General features: G+C 64.7%; 27 protein-coding genes and 3 tRNA genes. 16 read left to right on the top strand and 14 right to left on the bottom strand.

Annotated features, from left to right (window positions below; translation table 11 throughout):
- Nucleotides 1–34 precede the first annotated feature (34 nt).
- From ACN0T5_RS04235 to ACN0T5_RS04215, 5 genes are all read left to right on the top strand, one after another.
- Entirely contained in the window at nucleotides 35–1,360 is a 1,326-nt protein-coding gene (locus ACN0T5_RS04235) for an ABC transporter substrate-binding protein (protein ID WP_417767372.1), read from the top strand.
- 82 nt (nucleotides 1,361–1,442) lie between these two features.
- Nucleotides 1,443–2,303 (top strand): carbohydrate ABC transporter permease, encoded by an 861-nt coding sequence (locus ACN0T5_RS04230; RefSeq protein ID WP_417767371.1) that lies wholly within the window; start codon nucleotides 1,443–1,445, stop codon nucleotides 2,301–2,303.
- Nucleotides 2,300–3,136, top strand: coding sequence for a carbohydrate ABC transporter permease (locus ACN0T5_RS04225; protein WP_417767370.1), 837 nt, complete (start codon nucleotides 2,300–2,302; stop codon nucleotides 3,134–3,136). The genes ACN0T5_RS04230 and ACN0T5_RS04225 overlap by 4 nt, the downstream gene beginning before the upstream one ends.
- A gap of 3 nt (nucleotides 3,137–3,139) precedes the next feature.
- A complete protein-coding gene (locus ACN0T5_RS04220; protein WP_417767369.1) occupies nucleotides 3,140–4,189 on the top strand; it encodes a glycerol dehydrogenase in 1,050 nt (349 codons plus the stop codon).
- Between the two features lie 26 nt (nucleotides 4,190–4,215).
- Nucleotides 4,216–4,905, top strand: a complete 690-nt coding sequence (locus ACN0T5_RS04215; RefSeq protein ID WP_417767368.1) for an SDR family NAD(P)-dependent oxidoreductase — start codon at nucleotides 4,216–4,218, stop codon at nucleotides 4,903–4,905.
- Between the two features lie 27 nt (nucleotides 4,906–4,932).
- On the opposite strand, the gene ACN0T5_RS04210 is transcribed toward ACN0T5_RS04215, so the two are convergent.
- The 7 genes from ACN0T5_RS04210 to ACN0T5_RS04180 all read right to left on the bottom strand — a co-directional run bounded on the left by ACN0T5_RS04210 (nucleotide 4,933) and on the right by ACN0T5_RS04180 (nucleotide 12,107).
- Nucleotides 4,933–5,661, bottom strand: coding sequence for a hypothetical protein (locus ACN0T5_RS04210; protein WP_417767367.1), 729 nt, complete (start codon nucleotides 5,659–5,661; stop codon nucleotides 4,933–4,935).
- 136 nt (nucleotides 5,662–5,797) lie between these two features.
- Nucleotides 5,798–6,931 carry an o-succinylbenzoate synthase gene (menC, locus tag ACN0T5_RS04205; protein WP_417767366.1) on the bottom strand — a complete coding sequence of 378 codons (1,134 nt, stop codon included), beginning with the start codon at nucleotides 6,929–6,931 and terminating at the stop codon, nucleotides 5,798–5,800.
- A gap of 51 nt (nucleotides 6,932–6,982) precedes the next feature.
- Nucleotides 6,983–7,783: an ATP-binding cassette domain-containing protein gene (locus ACN0T5_RS04200; protein ID WP_417767365.1), complete on the bottom strand. Its 801-nt coding sequence runs from the start codon at nucleotides 7,781–7,783 to the stop codon at nucleotides 6,983–6,985.
- Complete coding sequence (locus tag ACN0T5_RS04195; RefSeq protein WP_417767364.1) at nucleotides 7,780–8,646, bottom strand: ABC transporter ATP-binding protein; 867 nt, start codon at nucleotides 8,644–8,646, stop codon at nucleotides 7,780–7,782. The genes ACN0T5_RS04200 and ACN0T5_RS04195 overlap by 4 nt, the downstream gene beginning before the upstream one ends.
- Entirely contained in the window at nucleotides 8,643–9,527 is an 885-nt protein-coding gene (locus ACN0T5_RS04190; protein WP_417767363.1) for an ABC transporter permease, read from the bottom strand. Before ACN0T5_RS04190 ends, ACN0T5_RS04195 begins: the two co-directional genes overlap by 4 nt.
- 4 nt (nucleotides 9,528–9,531) lie before the next feature.
- On the bottom strand, nucleotides 9,532–10,449 hold the full coding sequence (locus ACN0T5_RS04185) for an ABC transporter permease (protein WP_417767362.1): 918 nt from the start codon (nucleotides 10,447–10,449) through the stop codon (nucleotides 9,532–9,534).
- A gap of 110 nt (nucleotides 10,450–10,559) precedes the next feature.
- A complete protein-coding gene (locus ACN0T5_RS04180) occupies nucleotides 10,560–12,107 on the bottom strand; it encodes an ABC transporter substrate-binding protein (protein WP_417767361.1) in 1,548 nt (515 codons plus the stop codon).
- A 152-nt stretch (nucleotides 12,108–12,259) separates the two neighbouring features.
- On the opposite strand from ACN0T5_RS04180, the gene ACN0T5_RS04175 reads away from it, so the two are divergent.
- Nucleotides 12,260–13,039 (top strand): IclR family transcriptional regulator, encoded by a 780-nt coding sequence (locus ACN0T5_RS04175; protein WP_417767360.1) that lies wholly within the window; start codon nucleotides 12,260–12,262, stop codon nucleotides 13,037–13,039.
- Nucleotides 13,040–13,067: 28 nt separating this feature from the next.
- Here the strand turns inward: ACN0T5_RS04175 and ACN0T5_RS04170 are convergent, their stop codons facing one another.
- From ACN0T5_RS04170 to ACN0T5_RS04160, 3 genes are all read right to left on the bottom strand, one after another.
- A complete protein-coding gene (locus tag ACN0T5_RS04170; protein WP_417767359.1) occupies nucleotides 13,068–13,502 on the bottom strand; it encodes a YqaA family protein in 435 nt (144 codons plus the stop codon).
- Between the two features lie 255 nt (nucleotides 13,503–13,757).
- Nucleotides 13,758–13,833, bottom strand: a tRNA-Glu gene (locus ACN0T5_RS04165).
- Nucleotides 13,834–14,004: 171 nt separating this feature from the next.
- Entirely contained in the window at nucleotides 14,005–14,445 is a 441-nt protein-coding gene (locus ACN0T5_RS04160) for a VOC family protein (RefSeq protein WP_417767358.1), read from the bottom strand.
- 397 nt (nucleotides 14,446–14,842) lie between these two features.
- On the opposite strand from ACN0T5_RS04160, the gene ACN0T5_RS04155 reads away from it, so the two are divergent.
- The 7 genes from ACN0T5_RS04155 (at nucleotide 14,843) to ACN0T5_RS04125 (ending at nucleotide 18,776) form a co-directional block, all read left to right on the top strand.
- Complete coding sequence (locus tag ACN0T5_RS04155) at nucleotides 14,843–15,427, top strand: cold-shock protein (RefSeq protein WP_417767357.1); 585 nt, start codon at nucleotides 14,843–14,845, stop codon at nucleotides 15,425–15,427.
- Nucleotides 15,428–15,542: 115 nt separating this feature from the next.
- Nucleotides 15,543–15,983, top strand: coding sequence for a DUF192 domain-containing protein (locus ACN0T5_RS04150; RefSeq protein WP_417767356.1), 441 nt, complete (start codon nucleotides 15,543–15,545; stop codon nucleotides 15,981–15,983).
- Between the two features lie 234 nt (nucleotides 15,984–16,217).
- Nucleotides 16,218–16,739: a methanogen output domain 1-containing protein gene (locus ACN0T5_RS04145; protein ID WP_417767355.1), complete on the top strand. Its 522-nt coding sequence runs from the start codon at nucleotides 16,218–16,220 to the stop codon at nucleotides 16,737–16,739.
- Nucleotides 16,717–17,682 (top strand): GGDEF domain-containing protein, encoded by a 966-nt coding sequence (locus tag ACN0T5_RS04140; RefSeq protein ID WP_417767354.1) that lies wholly within the window; start codon nucleotides 16,717–16,719, stop codon nucleotides 17,680–17,682. The genes ACN0T5_RS04145 and ACN0T5_RS04140 overlap by 23 nt, the downstream gene beginning before the upstream one ends.
- 199 nt (nucleotides 17,683–17,881) lie before the next feature.
- Nucleotides 17,882–17,958: transfer RNA gene (locus ACN0T5_RS04135), tRNA-Pro, on the top strand.
- A 239-nt stretch (nucleotides 17,959–18,197) separates the two neighbouring features.
- Nucleotides 18,198–18,614, top strand: a complete 417-nt coding sequence (locus ACN0T5_RS04130; RefSeq protein WP_417767353.1) for an ETC complex I subunit — start codon at nucleotides 18,198–18,200, stop codon at nucleotides 18,612–18,614.
- Between the two features lie 85 nt (nucleotides 18,615–18,699).
- Nucleotides 18,700–18,776: transfer RNA gene (locus ACN0T5_RS04125), tRNA-Arg, on the top strand.
- Between the two features lie 20 nt (nucleotides 18,777–18,796).
- Here ACN0T5_RS04125 and msrA read toward each other — a convergent pair.
- Complete coding sequence (gene msrA, locus ACN0T5_RS04120; protein ID WP_417767352.1) at nucleotides 18,797–19,303, bottom strand: peptide-methionine (S)-S-oxide reductase MsrA; 507 nt, start codon at nucleotides 19,301–19,303, stop codon at nucleotides 18,797–18,799.
- Between the two features lie 169 nt (nucleotides 19,304–19,472).
- Nucleotides 19,473–19,901: a VOC family protein gene (locus ACN0T5_RS04115; protein WP_417767351.1), complete on the bottom strand. Its 429-nt coding sequence runs from the start codon at nucleotides 19,899–19,901 to the stop codon at nucleotides 19,473–19,475.
- 98 nt (nucleotides 19,902–19,999) lie between these two features.
- Here ACN0T5_RS04115 and ACN0T5_RS04110 point away from each other — a divergent pair, with 98 nt between their 5' ends.
- Nucleotides 20,000–20,863 carry a LysR family transcriptional regulator gene (locus ACN0T5_RS04110; RefSeq protein ID WP_417767350.1) on the top strand — a complete coding sequence of 288 codons (864 nt, stop codon included), beginning with the start codon at nucleotides 20,000–20,002 and terminating at the stop codon, nucleotides 20,861–20,863.
- 101 nt (nucleotides 20,864–20,964) lie between these two features.
- Here the strand turns inward: ACN0T5_RS04110 and ACN0T5_RS04105 are convergent, their stop codons facing one another.
- Entirely contained in the window at nucleotides 20,965–21,465 is a 501-nt protein-coding gene (locus tag ACN0T5_RS04105; protein ID WP_417767349.1) for a lactoylglutathione lyase family protein, read from the bottom strand.
- 96 nt (nucleotides 21,466–21,561) lie between these two features.
- On the opposite strand from ACN0T5_RS04105, the gene ACN0T5_RS04100 reads away from it, so the two are divergent.
- The gene (locus ACN0T5_RS04100; RefSeq protein WP_417767348.1) at nucleotides 21,562–22,473 is read left to right on the top strand and encodes a LysR family transcriptional regulator; all 912 of its coding nucleotides are present in this window, start codon (nucleotides 21,562–21,564) and stop codon (nucleotides 22,471–22,473) included.
- A 39-nt stretch (nucleotides 22,474–22,512) separates the two neighbouring features.
- Here ACN0T5_RS04100 and ACN0T5_RS04095 read toward each other — a convergent pair whose 3' ends face one another.
- Nucleotides 22,513–22,992, bottom strand: a complete 480-nt coding sequence (locus ACN0T5_RS04095) for an Lrp/AsnC family transcriptional regulator (RefSeq protein ID WP_417767347.1) — start codon at nucleotides 22,990–22,992, stop codon at nucleotides 22,513–22,515.
- 143 nt (nucleotides 22,993–23,135) lie between these two features.
- Here ACN0T5_RS04095 and ACN0T5_RS04090 point away from each other — a divergent pair, with 143 nt between their 5' ends.
- Nucleotides 23,136–24,149 carry a 1-aminocyclopropane-1-carboxylate deaminase gene (locus tag ACN0T5_RS04090; protein WP_417767346.1) on the top strand — a complete coding sequence of 338 codons (1,014 nt, stop codon included), beginning with the start codon at nucleotides 23,136–23,138 and terminating at the stop codon, nucleotides 24,147–24,149.
- Nucleotides 24,150–24,210: the final 61 nt, after the last annotated feature.

Below are 24,210 nucleotides of genomic sequence, written 5' to 3'. Positions count from 1 at the left end.
CGGAGGACCGCGGGGCAACTCGGGAGGAGAAACCATGACGAAATCAGGCAATTCACGGCTGATCACGCGGCGACAGACCCTGCAGGGTGCCGGCGTGCTGGGCCTCGGCGCGGCACTGTCCAGCCTCGGCGCACCCGCCCTCAGGGCGCAGGGGCGCAAGGAGATCCGTTTCCTGAACTGCGAGACGGGCAAGGACACGCTCGCCTTCTTCGACAGGATCGCGAAGGAATACCAGGAGAAGACCGGCATCGAGGTGCGGATCGATTCCGTTCCCCTTGGAGAGGCCTTCACCAAGATCACCAACGGCATCCGCAGCGGAACGCCCTATGACATCGCCAATGTCGGCTTTATCGGCCACGTCCTGATCCTCGCGGACCAGGGGCAGATCGTGCCGCTGAACGAACTCACCGATCCGTATGAATGGGGCAACAACATCCTGTTCCCGATGGACGGCAAGGTCTACTGGTACCCGTTCGACTACAACCTTTCGGTCATCTACTACCGCAAGGATCTCTACGAGCAGAAGGGCCTGTCGATCCCCAACACCTGGGACGACTTCGTGACCAACTGCCAGGCCACCATCGAGGGCCGGCGCAAGGGCTGCCTGTTCCCCATCGGCTCCAATGGCGCGACCAACTGGATGTCGGTTGCCTTCATGTGGGCCGAGGGTGTCAAGCTGTTCGACGACCAGTGGAATGTGACGCTGGACGCCGAAGGCATGAAGTCCAAGGCGGCCGCCTATCTCGACTTCATGGAGCGGCTCTACCCGACCATGCCGCCGGGCGCGATCCAGGCCGACTACGCGACGGTGTTGTCGAACGTCGTCGGCGGCTCCGTCGCGCATGGCGCCTATGCCGGACGGGTTCTCGAGGCGGCGGAGCGGGACAATCCGCAGGTCGCAGAAAACCTCGGGATCATGCCCTACATGGACAGCGCCGGGCAGAACAAGGCGGTCAGCCACGGCTATGACGGCTGGGTGGTCCTCAAGACCGACAATACCGGCCCGGCGATGGAGTTCATGCGCTGGATGACCACCGACCGCCTGGTCGACTTCCTGCACACCGCACCTGTCCACTTCCAGCCGGCGCGGCTCGACATCTACGACAATGACCGCTGGCGCGACAACGCGATGATCAAGAAGTATTCCGAGCAGATCGAGACGATGCGCGGGATGGTCACCGACGACAAGATGCTGGTCACCTCGATCGACACGCAGGGACCGTATCCGGACATCCGTCCCGGCAAGGTGTTCGAGGCCTTCGTCATGCCCGAGATGCTCCAGAACAAGCTCATCAAGGGCATGTCGTCGACGGAGGCCGTCGAGACGGCGGCGGCGCGGATGCGCGAGCTTGTGAACTGATCGCCCGGTCCGTTCCCGACATCGTTCCGGAGGCGGCGCAAGCCGCCGCCTCCGGCCTTCGGATTGCAAAAAGGGTGCAAGAATGACCCGCTGGATGCTGCCGGCCTTCCTGGCTGTGGGCGTGATCGTGACATTGCTGCTGATCGTCGGTCCGGCGGTCTATGCCGTGTCGCTGAGCTTCTTCGACCTGCCGTCGCTGACCTCCGACCCGGTCTGGGTGGGCCTTGCGAAATACCAGGCCGTGCTGGCAAGCGCGGAATTCTGGAGCGCGCTGTGGAACGGCATTATCTATGCCGGGCTGGCGATCGTTCTCCAGGTGGTGCTGGGCATCAGCTTCGCGCTTGTCCTGCACCAGCCGTTCCGTGGCAGGGCGCTGGTGCGCGGCATGGCGTTCCTGCCCTATCTGCTGCCGACCGTGATCGCCGTTCTGACCTTCAAGTGGATGGTCGACGGGTCGCTCGGTATCGTCACCATCCTGATGGACGAGTGGGGCCTGCCGCCGATCTACTGGTTCGAGACCGAGCAGGCGGCCATGATTTCGGTGATCCTGATCTCGGTCTGGCTGTGGACGCCGTTCGTCACCACCACCTTCCTTGCCGGCCTGCAGACGGTGCCGACCCAGCTCTACGAGGCGGCCCGCGTCGACGGCGCCGGTCCCATCCGCCGCTTTTTCCACGTCACGCTCCCGGTGCTTCGGCCGATCCTGACGGTGATCGTGCTGCTGCGCGGGGTGTGGATGTTCAACAAGTTCGACGTCATCTGGCTGACGACGGGCGGCGGTCCCCTGGGGGCGACGGAGCATCTTCCGATCCTGTCGTACCGGACGGCCTTCGCGCTCTACGACATCGGCACGGGCGCGGCGGTCGCGACGATCTCCTTCCTGTTCCTGTCGCTCGCCGTCTTCCTGTATTTCCGAGCCTTTCCCATGGAGGACGATGCATGACAACCGCATCGCGCCGGCCGGCCGCCCGTATCGGCCTCTATCTCGCGGCGATCGCCATCGCGCTCTACAGCGCCTTTCCCATCTACTGGATGGTGTCGTCGTCGCTGCGTCCGACGCAGGAGATGCTGCTCAACCCGACGCTCGTGCCGACCGAGCTCACCTTGCAGTACTATTACAGCCTGCTGGCCCAGACCGATTATCCCCGGCAGTTCCTGAACAGCCTGATCGTCGCCCTGTCGACGGTGGTGCTGACCATGTTCCTGTCGGTGATGATCGCCTATGGCGTCACCCGGCAGCGGATCCGCGGCAAGAAGGCGATCATCGCCGGCATGCTCTATGCCTACATGTTCCCGCCGCTGCTGCTCGCCATCCCGCTCTATGCGATGTTTACCAAGGTCGGGCTCAACGACACGCTCCTTTCCCTCGTCATCTCGCACCTGACCATGACCATGCCGCTCGGGGTCTGGTTCCTGTGGGGGTTCTTCAAGGCGATGCCGTTCGAGCTGGAAGAGGCCGCCATGGTCGACGGCTGCACGCGGCTCGGCGCCTTCCTGCGGGTGGTGCTGCCGCTTTCGGTTCCCGGGCTCGTGACCGTCGCGATCTTCGCCTTCCTGCTGTCGTGGACGGATTACACCTTCGCGCTGGTGATGATCGGCTCGGACGTGAACAAGACGGTGCCGCTCGGACTTGCCTCCATGATCGGGGCGTTCGACCTGCGCTGGGGCGACATCATGGCCGGTTCGACGCTGATCGCTATGCCCCTGTTCATCGCTTTCATCCTTCTGTCCCGCTATTTCGTGCAGGGCCTGACGGCCGGCGCGGTGAAAGGCTAGGTCATGGCCCTGCGTATTCTCGGAGCCCCGCAACGCTACGTCCAGGGACCTGGCGCGGTCGACACGCTCGCCGGGGAAGTCGAGCGGCTGGGCGGCGGCCCGGTTGCCGTGGTCATCGATCCGGTTGCCCGGGAACTGCTCGGCGACCGACTGGGGCAATGCCTCCCGCAGGCGCGGCTCCTGCCGTTCGGGGGTGAGTGCACGGCAGAAGAGATCGAGGCCCGCGCCGGCGAGATCGGCGATGCGCGCCTGATCCTCGGCATCGGCGGGGGCAAGGCCATCGACACGGCCAAGGGCGCCGCGATCCTGTGCGACCTGCCGGTGGCGATCGTCCCCACGATCGCCTCCAACGACAGCCCGACGAGCCACATCGCGGTGGTCTACACCGCCGACCATGCGGTCGAGGGCGTGCGTCACATGCGGGCCAATCCCGTTCTGGTGCTCGTGGATACGGCCGTCATCGCCTCCGCGCCGCGCCGCTTCCTGGCCGCCGGCATCGGCGATGCCATGTCGAAACCCTATGAGCTTGCCGGCGCGCTGGCCGGCGGCGGCCTGAACTTCTTCGGCGGAACGCCGACCGAGCTGACAAAAGCCATCGTCGAACGCGCCCGTGTCATCCTTCTGGAAGACGGCGAAACGGCCATGCGGGCGAAGGAACCGGACGAAGCCTTCGAGCGCGTCGTCGAGGCGTCGATCCTGCTGAGCGGGCTGGCCTTTGAAAGCGGCGGGCTGTCCATCGCCCATTCCATGGTGCGCGGGTTCTCCGCGATGCCGCAGCTCGCGCGTCTCCTGCATGGCGAGATGGTCGCGCTGGGCACGCTGACGCAGCTTGCGGCCGGGCAGGGCAGCAAAGAGGAAATCGAGGAGCTGACAGCCTTCTTCGAAAGGATGGGGCTGCCGGTGTCGTTCGAGGCGTTCGGGCTCACCGAGAAGGCCGACTTCCTGAAGATGGCGGAGATATCCCTGACTGCGCCCTATGCCGGGAACTACATGCGCCAACTTCGGCCGGAAGACCTGGTCACGGCCATGCGCGCCCTCGACGGGCGGTCTTGAGGCGCCAACACCTGTGAGGTTTTTCGATGCGAACGGCGATTGTAACGGGCGGGGGAACCGGCATCGGACGGGCGACGGCGGAAGGACTGGCCCGCCGCGGCTGGAGCGTTGTCGCGGCGGGGCTGGAACGTGATGAGGGTCTGTCGGACGAGGTTTCCTTCGCCGAATGCGACATCACCGATGCCACCGCCCGCGCGGCGTTGTTCGCGTCGGTGCCCGTGTTGCACGGGCTCGTCAATTGTGCCGGCGTGATCCGTTTCGACGACGAGTGGACGGAGGAGGGCTTCCGAAAGGTGATGGACATCAACGTGGGCGGCAGTTTCGCGGCGGCCAACGCCGCCCTGCCGGCGCTTGAACGCGGCGGCGGGGCGGTGGTCAACATCGCCTCGATGTGGAGCGGGTTCGGCAATGCGGCGGCGCCCGCCTACTCGGCGAGCAAGGGGGCGGTTTCCTCCATGACGCGTTCGCTGGCGGTCGCCTGGGGCGGACGCGGCGTCCGCGTCAATGCGGTGGCGCCGGGCTGGGTCGACACGAAACTCTCGGCACGGGCAAAAGCGGATCCGGTGCGCGGGCCCCGGATCGAGGCGCGCATACCGCTTGGCCGCTGGGCGCAGCCTGCCGAGATTGCCTCTGTCATCGCCTTTCTGCTGTCGGACGAGGCGTCCTATGTCCACGGGGCGATCATCCCCGTCGATGGCGGTTACCTGGCCGCCTGATCGCGACATCCGGGTGCCGTCGCACCGCTACTGATAGTCGGAGAAGTCCGGCGCTGGCAGGCGTGTCGAGAGCCTCGACCGGTGACGCCCGCCGAGGACATGGAAGATGTCCCCGAAGATGTATGTCCAGGGCACGGGATAGCGTGACGGTTTGCCGTCATGCATGTCGCCGGGTTGCTCGCGCGGGTGGCGCGCCGGGTGCTCGAGCAGTGCCGGCAGCAGCTTGTCGAGCCGACGGTTCATCTCGTCCCACCACGCCTGGGCGAACGGGGTCCCGGGCCTGAACACGAAGGCGCAACAACCGATCAGGCTGCGGAAATGCAGCTGAAGCCATTTGCGATGCAGGTATGCGCGCGCGCGCCGGTCGTGACTTTCGCCGAGCAGGCAGCTTGACGAGTACATGTTGGAAATCGCGCCAGGATTGGGTTCGCGGTAGCCGGCGGCCCAGATTGCGGGATCCTCGTCCAGCTGCCGGAACGCCGGTTCCCAGCTGTGGTAATGCGGTTTGATGTCGGCATAGCCGCCGCCGTGACGCAGCATCGCGTAGCAGCGCAGGAAATCGGCCCGATGCGCGAGATTGAGATGAGGGTAGGCCGGATGCAGGTCGCGGGCGGGGATGAAATCCGTCACTTCGTCGGCGGCGATCAGCACGACCTCGCAGCCGGAGTGGTGGCGAAGGGCGGCAAGCCCTTTCCTCCGGTTTTCCGTCAACGGATTTTCTCCCGTCCAGAAACAGAAGATCCGGCGTTCGAGCATGACGGTCCGCCCCCTTTGCGGCCCCGGAGGCGGTCGCGCCGGGGCCTGTCGCTGGCGGTCTAGCTAGCACACGGCAAGGTGGCGTGCAGCCGGCTATTTCACATGCTGCGCGGGTTCCGGGCCCTCGGTTGGAGGTTCAGAACGCCTCGCGCTCGCTGGTCACGCTTTCCAGGAACTCCCGGTCGAGGTGAACACCGATGCCGGCACCTTCCGGTACGGCCATCATGCCGTTCTCGGTTTCCAGGTTCTCAAGGATGATATCCTTGCGGAAGTAGCGGCTTGCGCTCGAGGTATCGCCCGGCTTGCGGAAGTTCGGCAGGGTCGAGAGGTGGATGTTGTGGGCGCGGCCGATGCCGGCTTCCAGCATGCCGCCGCACCACACGGGCACGGCCCATGCGGCGGCGATGTCGTGGATGCGCATCGCTTCCGCATGGCCACCGACGCGGCCGACCTTGATGTTGATGACGCGGGTCGCGTCGTTGGCGAGCGCCTTGCGGGCATCCGCCGCCGAGCGGATGCTCTCGTCGAGGCAGATCGGTGTCGAAATGCGCGACTGCAGCACGGCGTGGTCGTGCAGGTCGTCATAGGCCAGCGGCTGCTCGATATATTCGAGGTCGAAGGCGTCGAGCGCCCGCATCACCTTGGTGTCGGCGAGCGAGTAGGCGGTGTTGGCATCGACGCTGATCCGGGCGCCGGGCAGCGCGGCACGCACCGCCGAGACGAGTTCGATGTCGTGCCCGGGCTGGATCTTCAGCTTGATCCGCTTGTAGCCCTCGGCGTGATGGCGCTTCGCCGCCTCGACCGTTGCCGCGATGCTGTCGATACCGAGCGAGACACCGACCGCGACCTTGTCGCCCGAACCGCCAAGCAGGGTCTTGAGCGGAAGGCCGAGCGACTTCGCCCACAGGTCCCAGAAGGCCATCTCCACGGTCGCCTTGGCCATCCAGTGGCCACGCCAGGGCGCGAGCACACGCTCCAGCTCGCCCGGATTGGCGAAGCTCTTGCCGACGACGTGCGGCAGGATCGCCTCGCGCAGGAAATGGGTCGTGGCCGAGATGGTGTCGTCGAGATAGTCCGGCAACTGGTCCATGACGCCTTCCGCGATGCCTTCCAGTTCGCCTGCCTTTAGCACCAGGACGGGAAGGACCTTTTCGCGCATCGTGCCCGTCGAGGTGGTGAACGGGTTGATCAGGGGCAGGTGAACGACGCGCAGTTCGGCGCTGTCGATGGTCAGGGCTGCGGACTGCCGGGCGGCAAGCGGACTGGTCATCTGGGGTCCTCGAAGGATAATGAAAAAAGTGAAGGAAGGCGGCGGTGCCCGTCAGGTGGCGAGCGGAACGGTGAGGGCGGAGGCAAGAAGGCGGCGCGTGTAGTCATGCGCCGGGCCGGCGAAGAGGCGCTCGGCCTCGTCCAGCTCGACGATCCGGCCCTCCTGCATCACCGCGACGCGGTCGGCGATGTACTCGACGACGGCAAGGTCGTGGCTGATGAACAGGTAGGTCAGGCCGAACTCGGCGCGCAGTTCCATCAGGAGGTTGAGCACCTCCGCCTGGACGGAAACGTCGAGCGCCGAGGTCGGCTCGTCGCAAATGACGATCTCGGGCCTCGAGATGAGCGCCCGGGCGATGGCAACGCGCTGGCGCTGGCCACCCGACATCTGGCTCGGATAGGCATCCAGCATGCGCTCGGGCATGCGCAGGATGTCGAGCAGTTCGCGTACCCGCGCCAGCCGTTCGGATGCCCGAACCCCGCCGGCGATGACCAGCGGCATCTCGATGAGCTGGCGCACGGTCTTGCGCGGATTGAGCGAGGAGTAGGGGTCCTGGAACACCGGCTGGACACGCGCGGCGAATTTGCGCCGGGCGATGGAGGAGACCGGCTTGCCGTCGAGAAGGACCTCGCCCGAGGTCGGCGCCTCGAGGCCGAGCAGGATGCGCGACAAGGTGCTCTTGCCGCTGCCCGATTCCCCGACCAGCGCCAGCACTTCGCCGCGCCTGAGGTCGAGGCTGACACCGGCCAGCGCGTCGAGGTTTCTGGGCTTGCCGAACAGGCCGCCGCTGAGCTGATAGGTGCGCCGGATGTCCCGGATTTCCATCACCGGATCGGTCGTGCTGCCTGTCACGGGCGTGTCTCCCGGCTCTCGGCATCGTCCGCGTCCTCGCTCCAGCGGATCGCGCCGAGCGTGTCGCGGCCCCAGCGCATGCCGCGCCGCGGCACGGAGGAGAGCAGAGCCCTGGTATAGGGGTGCCTGGGATGGCGCAGCAGGTCGTCGACCGGTCCGCCGTCGACCGTGCGCCCGCCATACATGACCTGGACGCGATGGGCGATGCGCGAAACGACGCCGATGTCGTGGCTGATGAAGACCATGGCGAGGCCGCGCTCCTGTTGCAGGCCGGCGAGGAGGTCGAGGATCTGTGCCTGTACCGTCACGTCGAGCGCCGTTGTCGGTTCGTCGGCGATGATCAGTTCGGGATCGCACAGGAGCGCCATGGCGATCATCACCCGTTGGCGCAAACCGCCGGAAAGCTGGTGCGGATAGACGTCCATGCGCTCGCGCGGATGCGGGATGCCGACCCGGTCGAGCAGGTCGACGGCGCGTTCGCGCGCCTCCTTCATCGGCGTCCTGCGATGGCGGAGCCAGGTCTCGGTGAGTTGTCGCCCGACAGTGAGCACCGGGTTGAGCGCGGTCATCGGCTCCTGGAAGATCATCGCCATGCGCTCGCCGCGCAGGTCCGCCATCTTCCGCTCGCCCAATGTCAGGAGATCGGTGCCGCCGAGGCGCATCTCGTCCGCGGTGACGGAAATCCGCTCGGGCAGCAGGCGCATCACCGCCATCGAGGTGACCGACTTGCCGCAGCCGCTTTCGCCGACGATGCCGAGCGTTTCGCCGGCCTTGACCGTCAGGTCGACGCCGCGCACGGCGGCGAGCGGCCCGGCATGGGTCGGGATGGTGACCTGGAGGTTGCGGACACTGAGCACGGTCATCCGCGTCCCTCCGGGGTGAGAACATCGCGCAGGCCGTCGCCGATCAGGTTGATGCCGAGGACCAGGATGGCGATGGCGGCGCCCGGCAGGGCGATCAGGCGGGCGTCGAAGAAGACCATGCCCTTGCCTTCCGACACCATCAGTCCCCACGAGGGCGTGGGGGGCTGGACGCCGAGGCCGAGGAAGGAGAGAGCCGATTCCAGCAGGATCGCATGGGCGACTTCCAGCGAACCGATGACGACCAGCGGCCCGACAAGATTGGGCAGCAGCTCGACGATCAGGATGCGCGGTGTCGAGGCCCCCATGGCGCGGGCGGCGGTGACGAACTCCTGGTTGCGCAACTGCTGCGTGGCGGAGCGGACGACGACGGCGAAGCGGTCCCACAGGAGCAGGCTGAGCACCGCGACGACGATCCACAGTTCACCGCCGAACAGCGACACGACGGCGAGGGCGACAAGCACCACGGGCAGCGCCAGGCGAACGGAGACGATGAAGGTGACGAGACTGTCGACCTTGCCGCCGAAATAGCCGGCGAGAAGCCCGAGCGTTGTTCCGATGATGCCGGAGCCGAGCGCGGCGGTGAGACCGATCAGCATCGAGACACGGGCACCGTAGAGGATGCGGGAGAAGTAGTCCCGGCCGAGCGCGTCGGTGCCGAAGATGTGGTCCCACGAGCCCTTGTCGGACCAGACCGGCGGCACGAGGCGCTTGCTGAGGTCCTGGAGATAGGGATCGTGCGGCGCGATCAGCGGGGCGGCGAGCCCGACGAACAGCACGGCAAGGACGATTGCCCCGCCGATCAGCAGGCCGCGATGGGCCCTGGCGCGCTTCAGCAGGATGCGGCGGGGCGAGGGATGGGGAAGGCCGGGGGCGACGGACATCGGGTCAGCTCACGCGAATGCGGGGATCGAGCCAGGCGTTGATCACGTCGGCGAGGAAGGTCAGCCAGACATAGATCATCGCGTAGACGAGAATGATCGCCTGGATGGTCGGGAAGTCGTTGCGGGCGATGCTTTCCCAGGCAAGCAGGCCGACACCGCGGATGCCGAAGACGCTTTCCACGACGACCGAGCCGCCGAGAATGAAGCCGAACTCGACCGCCGCGACGCTGATCACCGGAAGGATGGCATTGCGGATCGCATGGCCGAACAGGACCTGGCGCGGCAGCATGCCCTTGGCGCGGGCCGTGCGCACATAGTCGGAGGCCAGCGCGTCGATCATGCCGGCGCGGCACAGGCGCAGCATGGAGGGAGCTGCGTAATAGCCGAGCACCAGTGCCGGCAGCACGAAATGGGCCAGCGTCTGGGATCCGGAGACGGGCAAGGCGCGCAGCTTGACGGCGAAGAGCCAGATCAGCATCAACCCGAGCCAGAAGCTGGGCGTTGCCTGGCCGATGGTGCCGAAGGTGAGGGCGGCGCGGTCGGCCACCTTGTTCTGGCGCATCGCGGCGATGATGCCGAGCGGGATCGACAGGACGAGCGCGACAACGATGGCGAGAACGCCGAGCGTCGCCGTTGCGGGAAAGCGTTCCGCGAGGAGGTCGACGACCGGCTTGCTGAAATAGATGCTGTCGCCGAAGTCGCCGCGCGCCGCATTGGCGACCCAGGCGCCGTACTGGACGAGGATCGGCCGGTCGAAGCCGTAGCGGGTGCGGATGACGGCGATGTCGTCTTCCGTGGCGCCTTCGCCGGCAATCGCGATCGCGGGATCGCCGGAGACGAACATCAGGCCGAAGCTGATGCCGGAGACGACCAGGGCGACGAGCGCGGCGATCGCCAGCCTCTTGAGGGTGAAACGGAGCATGCCGGGCCTTTGCGGGAAAGGTGCGCCGCGGCGGCTGGCGCTCGCGGCTGTCAGCGAAAAGTGAAAGGGTCCGGCGCTGCATCCGGGCGCGACACCGGACCCTCTTGCCGCTACTTCCAGCTTGTCGCGTAGAAGCGCGGCAATTCGTCAGCCGACGGGGTGAAGTCGAGCTGCGCGTTGTAGGTGTAGTTCTTCGTGTAGCTGAACAGGGGCAGCCAGTAGACCTCGTCGGCGATCAACTGGAGTGCTTCCGTGTAGCCGGTCTTGCGCACCAAGGGGTCCGTTGCCAGATCGGCGCGGCGAAGCGCTTCCTGGAGCGCAGGATCCTTGGCGGGGTCGTCCGGGCCGCCGCCGAAGAAGTAGCTGGTGATGGCGGAGACGTCGGGGATCGAGGACGAGCCCCATGTCATGTTGGCGACCGGTGCCTTGCCCTCGCGGATCAGGTCGCGCGCGGCGGCGTATTTCATCCAGCGCAGGTTGGCCTTGATGCCGACCTTGGCGAGATCGCCCATGATCGCCTCGGTCACTTCGCGGTCGCGATAGCCGTAGAGGTCGAAGGTGAAGCCGTCCGCCTTGCCTGCTTCCGCAAGCAGGGCTTTCGCCTTCGCCGGGTCATGGTCATAGGTGGCGACATCGTCGGTGCAACCGAACTGGGTCGGATGACAGGCGGCGTTCACCACCTGGCTGTTCTCGCCCATCAGATACTTGGCGATGCGGGCGCGGTCGATGGCATGGCCGACGGCCTTGCGTACGCGCGCGTCGGTGAACACGTCGGTGCCGCTCGTGCCCTTCAGGTCGAAGGTCAGGTAGCTGATGCGCATGGTCGGCGCGTTGACCGATGTGAGATGCGGTGCCTCTGCCAGGGCGGCTGCCTGGTCGTTGCTGATGCCCCAGACCCAGTCGACGCCGCCGGTCATCAGCTCGGCGATCTGTGTCGCACCGTCGGAGATCGTGCGGTAGGTGATCGCACCGATCGCCGGCTTGCCCTTGGGGCTGCCCTCGAAATAGGCCTCGTTGGCCTCCATCGTCACCGTGTCGCCTGTGCCGAAGCCCGTCACCTTGTAGGGGCCGGTGCCGTTCGCCGGAACGGCGGCGAATCGCTTGCTGCCGTCGCTGCCCACCTCGGCCTTGTCGAAATGTCCTTCGGCCATGATCGGCAGCACGAGGGCCAGATAGGAGAGTGCGGCCGGGAACGGCTCGTTGAGATGCAGGCGGACCGACTTGTCGCCGATCTTTTCCGCGCTCTTCAACCACTTGATGTCGCCGTAGTTGAGAACGGCGTTCTTCGGGTCGACGACGAAGTTCAGCGTGTAGACGACATCCTCGGGGCCGAAGCTGCTGCCGTCATGGAACGTGACGCCGTCGCGCAGGTCGAATTCCAGCGTGTAGGGATCGATCTGGCGCCAGGCGGTGGCAAGAAGAGGCTCGAAGGTCTGGCCGGCCTGGTCCCAGTAGACGAGGCCGTCATAGACGTGCTGCGAGACGACAACGGCCTCGCGGGACGTGTCGAAATAGGTGTCTGCCGCGGTCAGTTCCTTCTCCGCCGACCACACGAGGGTGTTGTCCGCCGGCCCGGCTAGGGCAGGGGCCGTGAAGGGCGCGGCAAGGAAGAGCGTCGCGGCAAGTGCCGTTCCGAGTTTCAAGCTGTTCAGGGACATCTGGACCTCCTGGGCGCTGGATCGCCCTAAATCGTTATTTTGTGTCTGCTATCAAATAATGATCGTCGACATTGGTATTTAACCGTGGCAACTTATTGCTTGTCAAGCGTGGCCGTTTCGTGCGGCAAACAGGACGAGGGGAACGACACGCCATGAACGAACAGACCAGACCGCCGGTACTTGCCAGCACGCTGGAGCGGGGGATGCGGGTGCTGGCGCTTTTCCGCGACAACCACGCTCCTCTCAGCCTGACGGAAATCGCGGAGGCGGCAGGGCTGGAGAAGAGTGCCGCGCAGCGACTGACCTACACGCTGCACGCGCTTGGTTATCTCGACCGGGACGAGAAGACCCGCCGCTACAGGCCCGGCCTCAGGATGCTGGATCTCGCCTATGCCTTTCTCATTCACGACCGTTTGCTGGAGCGGGCGCTGCCGCGCATGATCGAGGCCAGCCGGACGGTCCGGACCACGGTCAATCTCGGCGTTCTCGATCGTCACGAGGTCGTCTACAAGGCCCGGATTCCCCATACGAGCCTTGCCTATGACACGACGCTGATCGGCGTGCGGCAACCGGCGGCGGTCACGGCGGTGGGGCAGGTGATCGCGGCCTTCTCGCCGCCGGAGACGCTGGAGGCGATGCTTGCACCCGGCCTGCCTGAAGCTGTCACACCCTTCACCTGCCAGGACCCGCAGATCGTGCGTGACCGTGTCGCCCAGGCGCAGCGCGACGGCTATGTCATCTCGGTGCAGCAGATCATGGTGCAGGAGATCGTCATTGCCGCGCCCGTGATCGGGGCGAACCGGCAGGCGGTCGCCGCGATCAGCATGCCGGTCTATCTTCCCGAGTGGGACGAGGAGAGGGTCCGCCGCGAACTCGTGCCGGCGATCACTGACGCCTCGCGCACGATTTCATCGATCGTTGCGCTGAGCTGAGCTGAGCTGAGGCGGGAGACTGCCGCTCTCACATGACCTGGAGCGTTGCCGCGGCCAGAGCGACATAGCGACCGGTCTTGGCAATGGCGACGAGCACCAGAAACACGACGAAGCGCTCGCGCATGACGCCGGCCGCCAGCGTCAGGGGATCGCCGATCACAGGCATCCAGGAGAGCAGCAGCGACCACTTCCCGTAGCGCGCGTACCAGTGCTGCGCCCGCTGCAGCGCGGCTTCGCCCACCGGAAACCAGCGCCGGTCGCGAAACCTCTCGACGCCCCTTCCCAGCAGCCAGTTGACGACCGAGCCCAGCGTGTTGCCAAGGCTTGCCACGACCACAAGGCCGGTCGCCGGATGTCCGGCCACAAGCAGGCCGGCGAGCAGTCCCTCCGACTGCAGCGGAAGCAGCGTCGCCGCCCCGAAGGCGGAGAGGAACAATCCTCCGTAGATGCCAAGCTGCAGCATGTGTCGGCGGCCTTTCCGTCCCGTTTGCCTTGCATGCCCATAGGCCGGCGGGTGGCGATCGTCGCCAGCGGACGCGAACCGGATTTCCCGTCGCGGCGCCGGATGGAACGGCAGGAGCGTCGGCCGGACGTGACGGTCTCGCGGGCAACACCGTCACCGGGCGGCGAGGTGCCTCCCGGCACTCGCCAGGGCGGTCGAAGCTGATGGTCTGGCAGGGAGGGTATTCTTCGCCGGTGAACCGCTCTTGAAGCGGTGTGGTACGCCCAACGGGACTCGAACCCGTGTTTCCGCCGTGAAAGGGCGGCGTCCTAGACCGCTAGACGATGGGCGCCCGGTCGGTCGATGTGCGCGGGTTATAAGCACGTTTGCCGCGGTCGGCAAGAGGGTAGATGGTCCGTCGTCCACAGGTCTGACAAGGGACCCGGCACGGCCGGCCAAGCGGTGGGTCTCCCGCCGGGCAGATCGTTCGACGCACCCTGCGGGAGACGTTGCCGCGTGCCGATTACCAGCTGCCGGTGTTGCCCATGGACGCCCAGGGCTCCTTCGGCTCCTGCGCGCCGCCTTTGTTCAACAGCTCGATCGAGATGTTGTCCGGCGAACGGATGAAGGCCATGCGACCGTCGCGCGGCGGGCGATTGATGGTCACGCCTGCGGCCTGCAGCTTTTCGCAGGTGGCGTAGATGTCGTCGACCTCGTAGGCGAGGTGGCCGAAGTTGCGGCCGCCGTCATAATCCTCCGGATCCCAGTTGTAGGTGAGCTCGAGCGCGGGAGCCTGGCCGTTGCGCACGGCTTCGGCATCGCCGGGTGCCGCGAGGAAGATCAGAGTGAAACGGCCGGCTTCGCTTTCGTGGCGGCGCACTTCCTCAAGCCCGAACTTGTTGCAGTAGAAGTCGAGCGACTCGTCGATGTCGCGGACGCGGACCATTGTGTGCAGGTAGCGCATGAAAACCTCGTTCTTCCAGTGTGTCCGGCGTGAAACGGTCGTTGCCGCCGGGAGGGAGGGTGCTTTTGGTGCAAGTGTCGCCGAGCCCGGCGCCGCCGGCCGGCAGAGGACACGGAGCAGGCTCCGGGACCTTTACTTTCGACGTCGAACAATATGGCCTTCGTCGGCGACATCAATCCCGACCGGACAAATTCCGCCGCCTGAAGGCCAAAACAGCATTGGTGGGCTTTGCGAATCGCTTGAAGGCCGACAAACTTGGTGAAGGAAGCGCCCATGGCACTTTTTCGCAAAATTGACTGGTTCCGGCTTCGCGGGATGCTATCCTTGGCTTGCGGAATCGACGGTATCACGGTTTTGCGCTCACGGATCCAGCTTACGGCGTATCAGAGGCAGGACTATGAAGAATTTGGGGGCAAAGCCTGTTGTGGCGGCGCGTGACGCAGGATCGGAGGATCCCGGCGTCGAGCTTTTGGTGGTCGCAGGGGCGATCAAGTGGTTCGACGTGGCGAAGGGATACGGTTTCATCGTTCCCGACGACGGCCAGCCAGACATTCTTCTTCATGTGACGTGTCTCAGACGCGACGGGTTCCGCACCGCCTATGAGGGCGCCCGAATTGTCTGCGAGGTGGTGCCGGGATCCCGCGGACTGCAGGCCTTCCGCATCCTGTCGATGGATGAATCCACCGCCGTTCACCCTTCCCAGCTGCCGCCTTCGCGCACCCATGTCCAGGTCACCCCGGAAGGCGGTTATGAGCGAGCCACGGTCAAATGGTTCAATCGCGTCAAGGGTTTCGGTTTCCTCACGCAGGGTGAGGGGACAGAGGACATCTTCGTTCACATGGAGACACTGCGCCGTTTCGGTATTACCGAGTTGCGCCCCGGGCAGACGGTCATGGTGCGCTTCGGCCAGGGACCCAAGGGCCGCATGGCGGCCGAGATCCGGCCGGACGGGGATGGCGTGCATATCCCGTCCTCGCACTGAACGGCCGGCCCGCTTGACGAGCCCCGCTCTCGCGCATCCGCGTGCCGTAAGTGTCCGTCGATGTCGTTCGGGCAAGAGCGCCGGCACATTCCTCTTTCTTTGCCTTTCCGTGCTGATGCTTGCGTTCCTGTCCCTGCCGGGCCGTGCCGGACAAGGTGACGAGTTGCGGCGCGAACCTCTGGAAATCCGCTCGGCGTCCGGATCGCACCGCTTCGACGTGGAGATTGCCGACACGCCGCAGGCCCGTTCCTACGGACTGATGCACCGGCAGCATCTCGCCGCCGATGCCGGCATGCTGTTCGATTTCAAGGAGGACCGGGAGGTCGCCTTCTGGATGAAGAACACGCTGATCTCCCTCGACATGCTGTTCATCGACCGCACCGGACGGATTGCCCATATCGCTTCCGACACCGTGCCCTTGTCGGAAGAACTCGTGCCCTCGCGGGCGGTCGTGCGTTTCGTTCTCGAGGTGCCGGGGGGCACCAGCGCCGCACTCGGGATAGCGCCCGGAGACATGGCAACCAGCGCCACCATCAAGGCCGCAACCCCGGACTGAGCGTCGTTGTGAAGCGGCGGCGCGCGATCGGCCCGAACATTGCCGCATTCGTCAGCGCATCGTTATGACATCGTTATTTTGACCTCGAGCGGTCCTGAAGACGCCTTTTCAGGGAGCGAATCGTTTTCCGATTCAACGTAGGGTCTCTATCGGAAAACTCGAATCGAACTATGATTCCTTGAGCCTTGGCGTTTGGCCCGGTCGCGTCGAGGCGCATAAATCAGGGAAGCATGCATGAATGGCGATGGAGGATCCGTGGATGTCGCGGGCTGCGATGTCGATCTGAATCAGACCGTGTTTTTTCAGCAAATGATCGGCACGCTCGCCAATACGCTGGAAGAGGTCGTCGGTCTGGAGGATGCGGCCTCGTTTGTTGGCGTGGTTGGCGGTCAGGTTGGCGATGAGCTTTCCCGCAAGTACAGCAAGGCGCTTGGCCACCGTGAACTGGATGTCCGCACGATTGCCGCCATCCTGGTCGATCTGAAGGCGCGTATTGGCGGAACCTTCCGGATCGAGTCGGTAACTGAAGACGAGATTTGCCTTACCAACGGACATTGCCCGTTTGCCAGTCAGGTTGTCGGGCGACCATCGCTTTGCATGATGACAACCAATGTTTTCGGACGGATCGTTTCAAGGGCCTCAGGGTATGCGCATGTCGAAATCCTTGAAGCAATTGCCACCGGGCACGCCGGATGCCGCGTCCGGATCCATCTCCGGCCAAAGGCCGACGTGGATGGATACGAATTCTTCGCATGAAACCGGGCTGATACTCGATGGCGTGCGGATCGCCATCGAGAACATGCCGAAACCGACGCTGCTCATCGATCCCGGCGGGCGCGTGCATTTTTCCAACCGTCTCGCGGTCAAGCGGTTCGGAGACCTGTCGCAGCACGGCGTCTTTGCCCTGACAGGTCTGCCGCGCGAGCTTGTCGAGGAGCGCATGGAGCGGGCCTTTCGCGGGTCCGCCCCGGCCTTCATCGGGCTCGAGGGCACCGGCGGATCGAAGTTGATTTTCTCCGGCTGGCGGCTTGCCGGCATACCGGGACTGGAGACACCGCTCGCGATCCTGCAGCTCGACCAGAGCAAGTCGCTTGCCGCCAAGTTCCTCGCCGCCTCGCAGGAAGTGGCGGCACATCGCGAGCGGCTCGCCGACAGTCTCGAGCAGCAGCGCAAGCTGCGTGAGGAGGCGAGGCGCCTGCAGCGACTGTCGGTCACCGACCGCATGACGGGCCTGCTCAACGCGATCGAGTTCCGCATCCAGGCGACGGCACTGATCGCCGAGATCAGCGAGTCGTGTCCCTGTGTCACCTTCGTCTATGTCGACCTCGACCATTTCAAGCAGATCAACGACCGGTTCGGCCATCTGGCCGGCGATGCGGCGATCCGGTCGGTCGCACGGGTGCTGAAGCGGGCCGTGCGAGAGACCGATATCGTCGGGCGGATGGGAGGCGACGAGTTCATGATCGCCTTCGCCGGGGCGACCAGCCACGACATTCGCGACCGGGTCGAGGAGATCGTCGCCCAGATTCGCGAGCCGCTGCGTTGGCGACCGCCCGATGGCGGCCCGCCTTGTCTTCTTGCAACCTCGGCCTCGGTCGGCGTGCACGGGGTCAGCGATCCGAACACCGCATTCGACAGGGTGCTGCGCGCAGCGGAAGCGCGGATGTACGATATGAAGCATATCAGCCGCGACGCCTGACCCGATCCGTTCAGGCTTGGCGATACCGGCACCTGGCCCGGTTCCGGAACGGTAACGTGCATTGCCTGCGGCAAGCGGTCGACCGGGTACGCGGCCGGCGGGCAAATGTCCGCACTTGCCATGCCGATGCCTTGTTTTCCCTGTTCGTTCCCGGTTGACGCGGAGGGGCGAAGCCCATACACCGCACTTCTCTAGGGTCCGGGGTATAGCGCAGCCTGGTAGCGCATCTGCTTTGGGAGCAGAGGGTCGCAAGTTCGAATCTTGCTGCCCCGACCAATCTCCCGTTCCGGCCAGGGAACGGGAACCGCGGAGCGGTAGGCCCGCTTTAACCCGCGCGGGATCCCGGCATTTTCGAACAATCTCGACAATTCCAGACAGAAATTTTCGAAAATTTGTCGTGATTTTGCGCGATTTTTATCGCAGCGGACAGATCGCGCCGCCGACCGCAGCCGAATCCTCCAGCTCGACCGCTTTGCCGAGTTGACTTCGGTCGGCGAACCAATGAATAACCGGGGATGAGCGGCGGCGCGCACGGGGACAGTGCGGCGATGCCGAAGGTGTCGCGTCGAGGGGTTTTCGCGGAAGCGGGCCTGGCCGGCGCAACGTTCCGAGCAAGGGTTCTGACCATGGTCGCACGCATCTACTCTCCGGCGAAGACAGCCACCCAGTCGGGTCGCGGCAAGACCCATGACTGGGTGCTTGAATTCGTGCCGGAACAGGCGCGCTCCATCGAGCCGCTGATGGGCTACACGTCCTCGACCGACATGAAGCAGCAGGTGCGGCTTCGCTTCGAGACGCAGGACGAGGCCATTGCCTATGCCAAGAAGAACGGCATTGCCTATCGGGTCGAGGTTCAGCGCGAGCGCCGTGTGCCGAAGATCGCCTATTCCGACAATTTCAAGTACGACCGCTACATGCCCTGGACGCACTGAGCGTCCGGTCGAACAGTCCTGACCGGGCGACCTTGCAGGTCGCCCGCCTGCGTCACGGACGGCTTTGCGCCGCCGCGACGCCGACGGCCCCGTAGCTCAGCTGGATAGAGCACCGGCCTTCTAAGCCGATGGTCGCAGGTTCAAGTCCTGCCGGGGTCGCCAATCTTATCTGCCATATCCGGCTATTCGGCCGCATCGCGGCGCGGCAGAACCCAGCCGGCCCGCGGGAAATGGCAGGTGTAGCCATTCGGAAAACGCTCCAGATAATCCTGGTGCTCGGGTTCCGCCTCCCAGAAATCCCCCACGGGCTCGATCTCGGTGACGACCTTGCCCGGCCACAGCCCGGACGCCTCGACATCGGCTATCGTGTCCTGCGCAATCCGCTTCTGCTCGTCGGACGTGTAGTAGATGGCGGAACGGTAGGACGGGCCGATGTCATTGCCCTGCCGGTTGGGCGTGGTGGGATCGTGGATCTGGAAGAAGAACTCCAGCAGCCTGCGATAGCTGGTGACCTGAGGATCGAACATGATCTCGATTCCCTCGGCGTGGCTACCGTGGTTGCGGTAGGTGGCATTGGGCACATCGCCTCCCGTATAGCCGACACGGGTGGCCAGGACGCCGGGCAGGGCACGGATCAGGTCCTGCATGCCCCAGAAGCAGCCTCCGGCCAGAACAGCGCGCTCGTTCATCATGCGTCCTCCAGAAGGTTGCGGAACAACGCTCCCGCACTCTTTCAAGTGTCGGGAACGCCTTCAAGTATAGGGCAGTGCGGCCGGGTGGGAAGGCAGCCGCCACCATGCCCGCCCCGCCCGGTCCCGTCCCAGCGCGGGGTCCTGCGCCGGGCCCTGCTGCCTTGCATCACGTGGCGAAGAGCTGGTCCATGTTGGCGAAGGCCTTCAGCTCCACGGCATTGCCGGCAGGGTCGGTAAAGAACATCGTTGCCTGTTCGCCGGGCTGGCCCTTGAAACGGATATAGGGCTTGATGACGAACTCGACACCGGCCGCGGTCAGGCGGTCCGCCATCTGCTGCCACTCGTCCATCGCCATCACGAGACCGAAATGGCGCACCGGCACGCCGTGTCCGTCGACTGCGTTGGTTGCCCCCTTGCCGGTTTCCTCGGGAGCCAGATGGGCGACGATCTGGTGGCCGTAGAAGTCGAAATCCACCCAGTCGGGCGAGCTGCGGCCCTCGCGGCAGCCGAGCAAGCCCTTGTAGAAGGCGCGGGCAGCCTCGAGATCGTCGACAGGGAAGGCGAGGTGGAAGGGACGAATGGCGCGGTCAGTCATTGTCAGCTCCTGAAATGAATCGATCGCGGCACCCTATCAACGCGCATTCATCATTGATAACTGTATGTCGTGAGGCTGAGACAAACAAAAGATTATGAATGATCGCTGAGCTCAAGACCCTCGTAGCGGTGGCGCGGCACGGCACCTTCGCGGCGGCGGGCGCGCGGATCGGCCTGACGCAGGCCGCCGTCAGCGGCCAGATGAAACGGCTGGAGGAGAAGCTCGGCCAGCGCCTGTTCGACCGGACGGGCCGGTCCGCCACGCTGAACGACGCCGGGCGAAGGGTGCTCGCGCGGGCCGGAGAATTGCTGGCCCTGGCCGACAGCCTGGCCGATCCGGCGGATCTGTCGAGACAGCGCGGCTGCCTGCGCATCGGAGCGATCGTCTCGACCCAGACAACCCTGGTGCGGCGTGCGCTCGACGGGTTTCACAAGATGTGTCCGGACTACCGTGTCCAGGTCATTCCGGGCCTGTCGCTCGACCTGCTTGATCGTCTGGATGCTGGTGAACTGGACATGGCGCTGGTCATCCGGCCGGCGGTCGGGCTTCCTCCCGGGCTGCGCTGGCAAACGCTGGCGCATGAGCCCTTCGTTCTGGCCGTGCCGCCGAAGTGGCGGGACACCGACTGGCGGACCAGCGCTGCAAGCCGTCCGTTCCTGAGATACAGCCGTCACTCCCTTGGCGGACGGCAGGTCGAGCGCTTTCTCGAACAGGAACGCATTTCGGTCAGCGACTGGGCGGAGATGGACGATATTCCCGCCTTGCTGGCGTTGGTTGCCGACGGCCTTGGCGTGGCCATCGTGCCGCAATCGGAAGCCTATGCCGAGTATTTCAGCAAGGTCCGTACGCTGAGCCTGGACGCGCCCGGTTTCGGGCGCGAGATCGGCGTCGTTGCTCCGGCGTCGGCGGATGACGCGGTTGGGACGATGGTGCAACTGTGCCGGAGAGCCGCCCCGTCCTGAACTCGTGTGGAAGGCGTTCCGCTGCTGTCCAGCGTCCCGGCGCGCGGGTTCCGCGATCCGCGCGCCGGAGACATCGAGCGAAACGCTCGCCAGGACAGGGCTCAGCTGTAGGCGCCTGCCGAGTAGGTGAGCTCATAGCTGTGAGAGTAGAGTTCGAAAACGATGCCGAAGGGGTCCTCGACATAGACCATGCGGTAGGGCTTGTCGCCGGGATAGTATTTGCGCACGGGCATCCGCTGCTTTCCGCCGGCCGCGACGATCCTTTCCAGCAACCCCTCGATATCCGGATCCTGTATCGCAAAGTGAAACAGGCCCACCTGTCGATAGGGCAGGTTGTTCCCGGGCTTTTCATTCTCCGGGAACTCGAAAAGCTCGAAGCCGATCCGGTCGGCGGTCGACAGGTGCGCGATACGGAACCTGTTCCAGCCAGGACCGAACACGTCATTGCACATCACGCCGATATCGCTGTCGTCTTCGACAATCTCCGTCGGCTCCATGATGACATAGAAACCCATCACGTCCCGATAGAACGCCACGGCGGCATCAAGGTCGGGCACGGACAGGCCGATATGAGAGAAAGTTCTTGGTGTCGTTCCGGTCATGTCGGTCTCCTTCGTTGGAGACCTTGATTTAGGGTGATTTTCCTATTTCATCCAATTATCATTCATGCTTGAAATAATAACAAAACGGTATGACTCATGCTCAACTCGGTCTGGCTGAAAACCTTCGTGGCGCTGTGCGATGCGGGGCATTTCACGCGGGCGGCCCATGCGTTGAACATCACCCAGCCCGGCGTGAGCCAGCATGTGAAGAAGCTGGAAGAGCAGGTGGGGGAGCCGCTGGTGTCCCGTGACGGCAAGAGTTTCATGCTGACGCCCGCCGGGGAAATGGTTCTGGATTTCGCGCGCCGACGACAGGTGGAGGAGAAGCGGCTCCTGAGCGATCTCCAGCAGGACGATCCGGATGCCGGACAGGTCAGTGTTGCCTGTTCCGGTTCGCTCGCCCTGCTTCTTTATCCGCACTTCATGGAGATGATGGCCGCAGCGCCGGCTCTCGCCATCCGGCTTGAGGCAACACCGCAATCGCGTGTTCTGGCGGGCGCGAGCGACGGTACGGTCGATCTTGGCATTGTCGATCACGCGCCGACCCACGCGCGCCTCGAAGGCGAGAGGGTGGGGCAGGACGAGTTGTGTCTCGTCGTCCCGAAGGCGCGCGGAGCCGTCGCGACACTGGCAGAGCTCGAGGATCTTGGCTTCATCGCCCATCCGGACGGCTTTGCCTATGCCGACGAGTTGCTCGGAGCAAATTTCGCCGAAGACTACCAGGGGGCCGACAGGCTCCGGCAGAGAAGCTTCATCAACCAGATTTCGCAGATCCCGGAGCCCGTGGTGAGAGGGCTCGGCTACACCATCCTTCCGCGCAGCGGGATAGACCTGCATGCCCGGCGTGAGCAACTGACGGTATGTCCCCTTGCTCACCCCGTGCGTCACGAGCTTTGGCTCATCCGCCGAAAGGGACGTGTTCTGCCCGCCCGGACCAGAAGGGTGCGCGAGGTGATCGGGGACGTGCTGGCCGCGCTCGAGGCCCGCCATCTTCCAGGTGGCGGATAGGCGCAGGTCGTCTGCACGTGTGCGCGACACTCCCGCGGGTCAGAAGTCCAGCGGGGCGTTGTCGATCACTTCCTTCATCACGAAAAAGGTGCGGGTCTGGCGGGTGCCGGGCAGGGCGATCAGCTTCTCGCCATGCAGGCGGTTGAAATCCGCCATGTCGCGCACCCGGATCTTGAGAAAATAGTCGAAGTCTCCGGCCACAAGGTGGCAGTCGAGGACGAACCCCAGCTTGCGCACGGCGCGTTCGAATTCGGTGAAACTTTCCGGTGTCGAGCGGTCGAGCACCACGCCGACCATGACCAGCGCGCCACGGCCGACCTTGTCCGGTGCGACCATGGCGCGGACCTGCGGGATGTAGCCTTCGGCGAAAAGGCGCTGGGTGCGGCGATGGCAGGTGGCGGGCGAGGTATTGGTGCGCTGGGCCAGATCGGCGTTGGTCAGTCGTCCGTCCTCCTGAAGAAGCTTCAGGATCTTCAGGTCGGTGCGGTCGAGTTTTTGTAGCTTGGAAGATTCTTCCATTTTAATCCCGTTTCTTCGTATGAACCATGAATTATCATATCATTCATTCATTCAATATCGCCATGAATCACGGAAAATAGAGAGCACCTTTCAGGTTCGAATTGCTAGCGTTTTCGACATCAAACACCCTGTCGAGGACCAAAATGCTGGACAAATTCGAACGCTATCCGTTGACCTTCGGGCCGACCCATATCGAGAAGCTCGACCGTCTTGGCGCGCATCTGGGCGGCAAGGTCGAGATCTATGCCAAGCGCGAGGATTGCAACTCGGGTCTTGCCTATGGCGGCAACAAGCTGCGCAAGCTCGAATACATCATCCCCGACGCGGTCAGAAGCGGCGCGGACACGCTTGTGTCCATCGGCGGCGTGCAGTCCAACCACACCCGCATGATTGCCGCCGTGGCGGCCAAGATCGGGTTCAGGTGCCGGCTGGTCCAGGAGAGCTGGGTGCCGCACGAGGACGCCGTGTACGACCGGGTCGGCAACATCATGTTGAGCCGGATCATGGGCGCCGACGTGCAGATGGTGGATGAAGGCTTCGACATCGGCATTCGCAAGAGCTGGGAGAAGGCCTTGGCGGACGTGGAGGCCGCTGGCGGCAAGCCCTATGCGATCCCCGCCGGAGCCTCGGTGCACAAGTATGGCGGGCTTGGTTATGTCGGCTTTGCCGAGGAAGTGCGCGCGCAGGAGGCGGAGCTCGGTTTCAGGTTCGATTACATCGTCGTATGCACGGTGACCGGCTCGACCCATGCCGGCATGCTGGTGGGCTTTGCCGCGGATGGCCGTGCGCGCCGGGTGATCGGCATCGACGCATCCGCGACGCCGGCGCAGACGAAGGCGCAGGTTCTGGAAATCGCGCGGCGCACAGCGGATCTGGTCGAACTCGGCCAGCCGTTGAGCGAGGACGACGTCGTGCTCGTCGAGGACTATGCCTATCCGCTCTACGGGGTGCCGTCGGAGGAGACGAAGGAGGCGATCCGCGTTTGTGCCCGGCTGGAGGGGATGATCACGGATCCGGTCTACGAGGGCAAATCCATGCAGGGCATGATGGATCTTGTCCGCAAGGGCTATTTCCCGGAGGGCTCGAAAGTGCTTTACGCCCATCTTGGCGGCGCACCGGCGCTGAACGGCTACGGCTACACGTTCCGAAACGGCTGAGAACCAACGCAACGCGCAACAGCCCCCGTTTTCCTTCTCGGGGCCGGACGGGCGTCGTTGC

Origin of the sequence: Stappia sp., assembly GCF_048261845.1 — a bacterium.
In the GTDB taxonomy this organism is placed as follows: Bacteria; Pseudomonadota; Alphaproteobacteria; order Rhizobiales; family Stappiaceae; genus Stappia.
The sequence above is the reverse complement of the archived record's forward strand: the minus strand, read 5'-3'. Positions and strand labels throughout refer to the sequence as shown.

What these genes read in the sequence shown, in the direction of transcription:
- msrA (WP_417767352.1), bottom strand. Translation starts at nt 19,303, where the DNA reads ATGAACGAGCGCGCTGTTCTGGCCGGAGGCTGCTTCTGGGGCATGCAG.
- ACN0T5_RS04195 (WP_417767364.1), bottom strand. Translation starts at nt 8,646, where the DNA reads ATGACCGTGCTCAGTGTCCGCAACCTCCAGGTCACCATCCCGACCCAT.
- menC (WP_417767366.1), bottom strand. Translation starts at nt 6,931, where the DNA reads ATGACCAGTCCGCTTGCCGCCCGGCAGTCCGCAGCCCTGACCATCGAC.
- ACN0T5_RS04130 (WP_417767353.1), top strand. Translation starts at nt 18,198, where the DNA reads ATGAGCGGCGGCGCGCACGGGGACAGTGCGGCGATGCCGAAGGTGTCG.
- ACN0T5_RS04110 (WP_417767350.1), top strand. Translation starts at nt 20,000, where the DNA reads ATGATCGCTGAGCTCAAGACCCTCGTAGCGGTGGCGCGGCACGGCACC.
- ACN0T5_RS04100 (WP_417767348.1), top strand. Translation starts at nt 21,562, where the DNA reads ATGCTCAACTCGGTCTGGCTGAAAACCTTCGTGGCGCTGTGCGATGCG.
- ACN0T5_RS04155 (WP_417767357.1), top strand. Translation starts at nt 14,843, where the DNA reads ATGAAGAATTTGGGGGCAAAGCCTGTTGTGGCGGCGCGTGACGCAGGA.
- ACN0T5_RS04170 (WP_417767359.1), bottom strand. Translation starts at nt 13,502, where the DNA reads ATGCTGCAGCTTGGCATCTACGGAGGATTGTTCCTCTCCGCCTTCGGG.
- ACN0T5_RS04145 (WP_417767355.1), top strand. Translation starts at nt 16,218, where the DNA reads ATGAATGGCGATGGAGGATCCGTGGATGTCGCGGGCTGCGATGTCGAT.
- ACN0T5_RS04220 (WP_417767369.1), top strand. Translation starts at nt 3,140, where the DNA reads ATGGCCCTGCGTATTCTCGGAGCCCCGCAACGCTACGTCCAGGGACCT.
- ACN0T5_RS04210 (WP_417767367.1), bottom strand. Translation starts at nt 5,661, where the DNA reads ATGCTCGAACGCCGGATCTTCTGTTTCTGGACGGGAGAAAATCCGTTG.
- ACN0T5_RS04150 (WP_417767356.1), top strand. Translation starts at nt 15,543, where the DNA reads ATGCTTGCGTTCCTGTCCCTGCCGGGCCGTGCCGGACAAGGTGACGAG.
- ACN0T5_RS04225 (WP_417767370.1), top strand. Translation starts at nt 2,300, where the DNA reads ATGACAACCGCATCGCGCCGGCCGGCCGCCCGTATCGGCCTCTATCTC.
- ACN0T5_RS04230 (WP_417767371.1), top strand. Translation starts at nt 1,443, where the DNA reads ATGACCCGCTGGATGCTGCCGGCCTTCCTGGCTGTGGGCGTGATCGTG.
- ACN0T5_RS04115 (WP_417767351.1), bottom strand. Translation starts at nt 19,901, where the DNA reads ATGACTGACCGCGCCATTCGTCCCTTCCACCTCGCCTTCCCTGTCGAC.
- ACN0T5_RS04190 (WP_417767363.1), bottom strand. Translation starts at nt 9,527, where the DNA reads ATGTCCGTCGCCCCCGGCCTTCCCCATCCCTCGCCCCGCCGCATCCTG.
- ACN0T5_RS04235 (WP_417767372.1), top strand. Translation starts at nt 35, where the DNA reads ATGACGAAATCAGGCAATTCACGGCTGATCACGCGGCGACAGACCCTG.
- ACN0T5_RS04180 (WP_417767361.1), bottom strand. Translation starts at nt 12,107, where the DNA reads ATGTCCCTGAACAGCTTGAAACTCGGAACGGCACTTGCCGCGACGCTC.
- ACN0T5_RS04215 (WP_417767368.1), top strand. Translation starts at nt 4,216, where the DNA reads ATGCGAACGGCGATTGTAACGGGCGGGGGAACCGGCATCGGACGGGCG.
- ACN0T5_RS04090 (WP_417767346.1), top strand. Translation starts at nt 23,136, where the DNA reads ATGCTGGACAAATTCGAACGCTATCCGTTGACCTTCGGGCCGACCCAT.
- ACN0T5_RS04160 (WP_417767358.1), bottom strand. Translation starts at nt 14,445, where the DNA reads ATGCGCTACCTGCACACAATGGTCCGCGTCCGCGACATCGACGAGTCG.
- ACN0T5_RS04105 (WP_417767349.1), bottom strand. Translation starts at nt 21,465, where the DNA reads ATGACCGGAACGACACCAAGAACTTTCTCTCATATCGGCCTGTCCGTG.
- ACN0T5_RS04185 (WP_417767362.1), bottom strand. Translation starts at nt 10,449, where the DNA reads ATGCTCCGTTTCACCCTCAAGAGGCTGGCGATCGCCGCGCTCGTCGCC.
- ACN0T5_RS04140 (WP_417767354.1), top strand. Translation starts at nt 16,717, where the DNA reads ATGGATACGAATTCTTCGCATGAAACCGGGCTGATACTCGATGGCGTG.
- ACN0T5_RS04095 (WP_417767347.1), bottom strand. Translation starts at nt 22,992, where the DNA reads ATGGAAGAATCTTCCAAGCTACAAAAACTCGACCGCACCGACCTGAAG.
- ACN0T5_RS04175 (WP_417767360.1), top strand. Translation starts at nt 12,260, where the DNA reads ATGAACGAACAGACCAGACCGCCGGTACTTGCCAGCACGCTGGAGCGG.